The 5,938-nt window shown below is 67.9% G+C and carries 6 protein-coding genes and 1 pseudogene; 2 read left to right on the top strand and 5 right to left on the bottom strand.

Going from position 1 to position 5,938, the window contains the following annotated elements; all coding sequences use genetic code 11:
* Together IQ216_RS11010 and IQ216_RS11005 are read left to right on the top strand one after the other, a co-directional pair.
* Positions 1-391: glucosylglycerol 3-phosphatase (locus IQ216_RS11010; protein WP_304523980.1), on the top strand; the 391-nt coding region annotated here is incomplete at its 5' end.
* Positions 392-474: 83 nt separating this feature from the next.
* Positions 475-2,028 carry an alpha/beta fold hydrolase gene (locus IQ216_RS11005; protein ID WP_228007418.1) on the top strand — a complete coding sequence of 518 codons (1,554 nt, stop codon included), beginning with the start codon at positions 475-477 and terminating at the stop codon, positions 2,026-2,028.
* A gap of 5 nt (positions 2,029-2,033) precedes the next feature.
* Here IQ216_RS11005 and grrM read toward each other — a convergent pair whose 3' ends face one another.
* The 5 genes and pseudogenes from grrM to IQ216_RS10980 form a co-directional block, all read right to left on the bottom strand.
* Positions 2,034-3,206 (bottom strand): cyclophane-forming radical SAM/SPASM peptide maturase GrrM/OscB, encoded by a 1,173-nt coding sequence (gene grrM / locus IQ216_RS11000; RefSeq protein ID WP_193815499.1) that lies wholly within the window; start codon positions 3,204-3,206, stop codon positions 2,034-2,036.
* Between the two features lie 12 nt (positions 3,207-3,218).
* A complete protein-coding gene (grrA, locus tag IQ216_RS10995; RefSeq protein ID WP_193815498.1) occupies positions 3,219-3,725 on the bottom strand; it encodes a GrrA/OscA1 family cyclophane-containing rSAM-modified RiPP in 507 nt (168 codons plus the stop codon).
* Between the two features lie 86 nt (positions 3,726-3,811).
* Complete coding sequence (gene grrP / locus IQ216_RS10990) at positions 3,812-4,711, bottom strand: extracellular substrate binding-like orphan protein GrrP (protein ID WP_228007417.1); 900 nt, start codon at positions 4,709-4,711, stop codon at positions 3,812-3,814.
* A gap of 149 nt (positions 4,712-4,860) precedes the next feature.
* Positions 4,861-5,724 (bottom strand): carboxylating nicotinate-nucleotide diphosphorylase, encoded by an 864-nt coding sequence (nadC, locus tag IQ216_RS10985; RefSeq protein WP_193815496.1) that lies wholly within the window; start codon positions 5,722-5,724, stop codon positions 4,861-4,863.
* A 55-nt stretch (positions 5,725-5,779) separates the two neighbouring features.
* Positions 5,780-5,938: pseudogene (locus tag IQ216_RS10980) on the bottom strand (tRNA uridine-5-carboxymethylaminomethyl(34) synthesis GTPase MnmE); the annotation flags it as partial.

The following is a 5,938-nucleotide window of genomic DNA, read 5'->3' as shown; positions in this document are numbered from 1 at the left end:
GCGCACGGCCCCCCACGACCACCCCAGCCTGCTGGAGCTGGCCCGCTCGGCCTTCGAGCCGGCGCTGATGCCCACCCTGGTGGGGGTGGGCGACACGATCACCTCGGTGCCGGCGCCAGGCGGGGGCTGGCTGCGGGGCGGCAGCGACCGGGGCTTCCTCACCCTGCTGCAGCAGCTGGGCGAGGTGTTCGGCACGGCCAACCGGGTGGTGCTGGTGGACAGCAGCGGCGGCGCCGTGGACCGCCCCTCCCACGCCGATGGCCGCCTGGTGGGCCTCACCGATCCGCAGGATTCCCTGCGCATCGACGCCAGCCTGGCCGGCGGGCCGCGGCAATACGTGGAGCTGTTCGGCAGGCTCGCCGAGCGCCGGGGTCAGGCCCTCAGGGGTTGAGGCCGAGCTCCCGCTCCATGCCGGCCAGGGCAGTGCGCTACGGGAACGGGTTCTTAGTGTTCGATGACAAACCTCGATCCGGCATGTCCATCCCTGGCCTCTGCCCGCGCAGGCGTCATACCCATGGTCTGCTCAGCGTCATGGCGGCGGCGCTGCTCGGTGGCAACCTGCTGGCCGCAGGTCCGGCCCGGGCTATCGATGAGGTGGTGATCGAGTTTCCCTTGCTCGATCTCAATTTGATCGTGAGGGTGGCGGAACTGGAGGACCCAGCCTTACTGCGCCAGGGCAGCAGCGATCTGGCTGAACTCGACCGGGCCAGTGACGGCGCCCTCGGCCCCAAACTCAGCGAGGTGTTCAATCAGCCGGTGCCGTTGGGGCTGCTGAACATCGCCGAGGGGTCGGCGAGCTCGCCCCTGCTGGAGCAGGCGTTGCTGGTGCTCTCCAGCCTCGGCACAGTGGAGGGAGCTGACCAGGGATTCACTGGTGCCGAGCTGCTGGAGGCTCTGCAGGCGGCCTCCGCCAATGGCCAACCCACGCTGCTGTCGCTGATCAAGGCCATTCCCGGCGAACGGGTGCGGCTCAACCTGGGGCGGATCCGGGAGGTGAGTGAACAGATGCTGCGGCAGCGCCGGCTGAGCGAGAAGCTGATCGCGGCGGTGCCCCCTGCTCCGGTGGCCGCGGAGGTGGCCACAGCAGTGCTGCCTGTGACGCGCACTGAGCAGCGGCTGCAGGTGAAGCACCGCCCCGTGCCGCTCGATGTGGTGCTGCTTCAGCCCGCAGAAGGCGGTAATGGCCGGCTGGCTGTGATCTCCCATGGTCTCTGGGACGAGCCCCTCTCCTTTGAAGGCTGGGGCCGGCGTCTGGCGGCCGCTGGCTACACGGTGGCGCTGCCTCGTCATCCCGGCAGTGACCAGCAGCAGCAGCGAGAGGTGTTGAACGGCAAGCTGCCGCCGCCCACCCCCGAGGAACTGGTGTTGCGGCCCAAGGACATCTCCGCGGTGATCGATGCCGTAGGCGATGGGGGACTGGCCACCGGCCGGGTGGACAGTGAGAGGGTGGTGGTGATCGGTCATTCCTGGGGTGCCACCACGGCGCTGCAGGTGGCGGGGGCCCCCACCAGCGATGCCCTGTTGCGCGAGCGCTGCAACGACCTGGACGATCCCTATCGCAATCTCAGCTGGACGCTGCAATGCAGCTGGCTGGATGCAGCCGGTGTTGGATCTCTCGGCGATCGCCGCGTGATCTCGGCGGTGGCGGTGAGCCCTCCCCTGCTGCTGTTGTTCCCGCCCGGTTCAGGCCGGCAGCTGAATGGACGCGTGCTGATCGTGAGCGGAAGCCGCGATTGGGTGGTGCCACCGGATCCCGAGGCAGTGGTGCCCTTATCCAGCGGCGAGGCCCTGCGTCTGGGCCACCGCCTGGTGCTGGCTCAGGGCGGTGACCACTTCAACCTGCGGCCGGTTGAGAGCGCCGATGGCGGCGTGCTGGGCAGCCTGATGCTGGCCTGGACCAATGGAGCCTTCGCTGCCGGTGTGGGGGCGAGGCCCGGAGAAGGGACCGCCCCGATGTTCGGCACATCGGACTGGGGCCATGCCCTGATTCCGCTGGTGGATGTGAGTGAGCGGCTGCAGGTTGAGTGAGCCCGTCAGGCGTTAAGGCCCAGCTCACGCTCCATCCCGGCCAGCACCACGTCGGCCACCAACTGGATACGGAAACGGCAGTGCTGGGTCACGCTGCAATCGAAGCTGCCGTGCTCCCAGTACTTGTTGCTGCCAGCCCCGCCGCCGCAGAGGCCGAAGTAGTCGCAACTGCTGCGGCAGCGCTCCACCCCCGAGCGGATCTCGCTGTGCACCCGCTGAAATTTGGGATTGGCGGCCAGGTCTTCGAGGCGGTGGGTGAGCACGTTGCCGAAGGCGAAGTCCCCGTAGGCCTCGGTCTTCACAGACAGCAGCTCGGGATCGAAGGTGGACACGTTGCCGCGGGCATCGACGTTGACGATCGCGAACGGGGTGTTCATGTCGGTCTGGCCGAGGCGGGCATCGCTGCAGGCCAGGCTGGTGATGCCCTCGAATTCCCGGATGCAGAGGTCGTCGGGATGCTCGAGGCTGCGTCGCCAGACCCGCTCCATGAAGGCCACGTAGCTGCTCTCCAGGGCTGAGCGTTCAGCCGCGGCCACATCGAGGCTGGACTGGGCGTTCTCCCCCTCGGTTTCCTCCATGTTGAAGCCCACGTCGGTGATGCCGTGCTCCAGGAAGAAATCGACCATCGCCTCGGCGTGGTCGAGGCCATCGGCGGTGAGCACGCAGATCACCTCGAACGGGATCTCGCGCCGCTGTAGCCAGTCGATACCGCGCATCACGGCTGCGTGGGTAGGGCGGCCGGTGCGGGTGACCCGGTGGGCGTCGTGGAGGAAGGCGGGGCCATCCATGCTCACGCCCACATGGATGTCGTTGCGCTCGAAGCAGTCGCACCAGGCTCCATCAATCACAGTGGCGTTGGTCTGCAGCGACTGCACCACCGTGGAGGGGGGCAGCCCATGCCGCTCCAGAACGCGCTGGATCCGCTGGGTCGCCTCGTCGTAGAAGGCGATCGGCATCGTGAGGGGCTCGCCCGCATGCCACAGCAGGGTGAACCCTCCATCGAAGAAGGGGCTCTCCAGAACCCGCTCCAGAGCCTTTTCCAGCAGCTCGAAGCTCAGGCGGGTGCGATCGCTGCGATCGGGTAGGTAGCAGTAGTCGCAGTCGAGGTTGCAGAAGGGGGTGGGCTGCAGCACCAGAAGCTGCACCGGGCCGAACTGCGAGGTGTCAGGGGTGCTCACAAGATCGGCCGATCAACGTCGTCTGCCGTTGCGGAAGCCGCCGTTGCGGAACCCCCCTCCGTTCCTGAAACCTCCGCCATTGCGGAAGCTGGAATTGCGGAAGCCTCCCCCATTACGGAAGCCGCCATTACGGAAGCTGCCGTTGCGGAAACCCCCATTACGGAAGCCGCCGTTACGGAAGCCACTGTTGCGAAACCCGCCGTTCCCCCAACCAAGACTCGGCCCATTGACGAATGTGAAAGCCAACAGATCGCCGTCAGGTCGGCTGCCCTGCGGCAAGGCTCCGCTCAGCGGATCCATCGCCTCGGCCCCTTCGTCCGCGGTCGCATCCTGGTCACGAACGGCCAAGGAAATCCGGCGAAGGCGCTCCTCCACGCTCAGGGGAGTCGCAGCGGTACCACCGGCCCGGGTTCCGCTGATCTGCTGGGCGGCTGCCGTCGCCAGAGCTGCCGTGCAGTCCAAGGGCATGGAAGCCAGCAACAGCAGGCCCAGCAGTCGGGATCGGATCAGAAACGCCATCAGCAGGGGGCCTAACGAGGAATGAACAGCAGTTGACGAGAGTTCCCGAGGGAGAGAGTTCGAGCTGGCTCAGGTGCCGGGCTCACTCACTTGGGCATGTCTTCGGAGCTTCCCGGCGTATCAGGCGGCAGCGGCCGGATCGCTTCAAGGCCCATCATCGTGGCCTCGAACCAGGACTGAATCTGGTCCCGGGGCACATCGATGCTGCTGCCGGGGCCGATCCAGCGATCCACGGCGGCGACCGCTTCAGTCTCTCCATCCAGATAGCCCTGCAACAGGCGCGCAATCGAGAGATTCACAAGATCACGGAACGCGGAGTCGTTCTGCGGCAGTAGGCAGGTGATCCCATAGCTCTGATAAGGGGCATCCGGGGTGATGCTGTACCCAGACAATCCACGCCCGCGCAGCATCGCCTCCAGCAGCACCGAGTCGCCGATCACCCCATCGACATCCCCAGCCTCAAGAGCGTCAAGAGCCGCATCGAGGCTCTTGAAGGGGGCAACCTTGGCGGCTGGCTGAAAGCCGCGCAGGTGGGTTTCGCCCAAGGAATGCTTCAGGACACCGATAGGGCGACCCGCCAGTCCAGCTGCGGAGCCGTCGAAGCGACCATCCGGGGCCAGCAGGTTCAGGCCCGAGACCGCGATCGGCAGGGAGAAATCCGCGAACAGGTCGCGCTCCCAGGAGAACGCGACGCCACAGACCAGATCGGCCTTGCCGTTGGCCAGGTTGGCGAAGACTGTCACCGGATTGCTATCTGCCACGAACCTCAGCCGCACCGGCCGACCCACGGCTGTGGTGACATCGGCCGCAATCCGGCTGGCCACCTCCGCCGCGTAGCCCTCCGGTTGCCCCGAGGCGTCGAGGCTGAGGATGGAGGGAGTTTCAGTCGGGCCTGTCAGCACCAGCTCACCGGTGCGCGCGGCGCGCTCGATCACGCCCTCCGCCAGCGCTGCGGGAACGGGTGCCGCCCAGGCCAGCCCGGCCAAGGTTGCCGATAGGAAGCGATTGAGCATGCACCACAGCTCATGACAGCATCAGGTTGATGGGGTCCAGACCATTCGTGATCCCCGCATGGGTCGTTCGTAACTTCGCCCACGAACCAACCCCCCTTGCTGCTGACGGGCGACGGCTGATCTCAGATCCACTGCTGCGCAAAGCGCATGCTGATGTCCAGCCAGGGGCTGCGGGTGATCGGCGCACTGCTGGAGATCAGGTCCACGCCGCTGGCTGCACAGGCACTCAACTGGGCCGGCTCCACCCCGGAGGCCTCCAGCACCACAGCCCGGCCCAGGTCTGTGGCCAGCCGGCGCAGGACCGGCACCAGCTCGGCCAGGGCACCAGGGCTGAAGCCATCCAGCAGCACGGCGTCAGCGCCGGCCTGGATCGCCTGCTCGGCCTCGGCGGCGGTCTCCGCTTCCACGATCACCCGGGCGGGCCAGGGGGCCGCAGCCCGCACCGCCAGCAGGGCCGGCACCACCCCGCCCGCCCAGGCCAGGTGGTTCTCCTTGAGCATGGCGGTGTCGTCGAGCCCGAAGCGGTGGTTGAGGCCGCCGCCACAGCGCACGGCGTATTTCTCCAGCAGCCGCAGCCCTGGAGTTGTCTTGCGGGTGTCGGCCAGACGCACGCCGCTGCCCTCCAGCTGCTGCACCAGCTCGGCGGTGGCCGTGGCGATGCCGCTCAGGCGCATCGCCAGGTTCAGGGCCGTGCGCTCGCCTGCCACCAGGGCCGCGGCATCTCCCTCCAGCTCCAGCAACCGCTGATCGGCCTGGATCCGCTCGCCATCACCCACCAACAGCCGCACCTGCAGCTCGGCATCGAGCAGGCGGAACAGGGGCTCCACCAGCGCACCGCCACTGAACACCCCGGCGCGCCTGGCCACCCAGTGGGCCCGGCCCCGCGCCCCCGCCAGGGCGGGCGCCGTGAGGTCGCCGCGGCCCARATCTTCCGCCAGCCAGGCGCGCAGCAGGGGCTCGAGCTGCAGGGGGCTCAGGGGTGGCATGGCAGAGAGCGCGGCAGGGGGGCGGACCCTCCAGGACCATGGCAGCCTGCCCGGCTCACTTGCCGATGCAGAAGCGCGAGAACACCCGATCCAGCACCGCCTCGTTCACCTCTTCGCCGGTGATGGCACCGAGGGCCCGCACCGCCGTGCGCAGGTCGATGGTCCAGAAATCCCAGGGCAGCCCCTGCTCGGCGGCCTCCAGGCTGCCCGTCAG

Source organism: Cyanobium sp. LEGE 06143 (assembly GCF_015207535.1).
Classification (GTDB): domain Bacteria; phylum Cyanobacteriota; class Cyanobacteriia; order PCC-6307; family Cyanobiaceae; genus NIES-981.
This window is presented reverse-complemented; position numbering and strand designations above follow the sequence as displayed.

Excerpts from the sequence above, each read along its gene's own strand:
- grrA (WP_193815498.1), bottom strand. The coding sequence starts at position 3,725 with ATGGCGTTTCTGATCCGATCCCGACTGCTGGGCCTGCTGTTGCTGGCT.
- IQ216_RS11005 (WP_228007418.1), top strand. The coding sequence starts at position 475 with ATGTCCATCCCTGGCCTCTGCCCGCGCAGGCGTCATACCCATGGTCTG.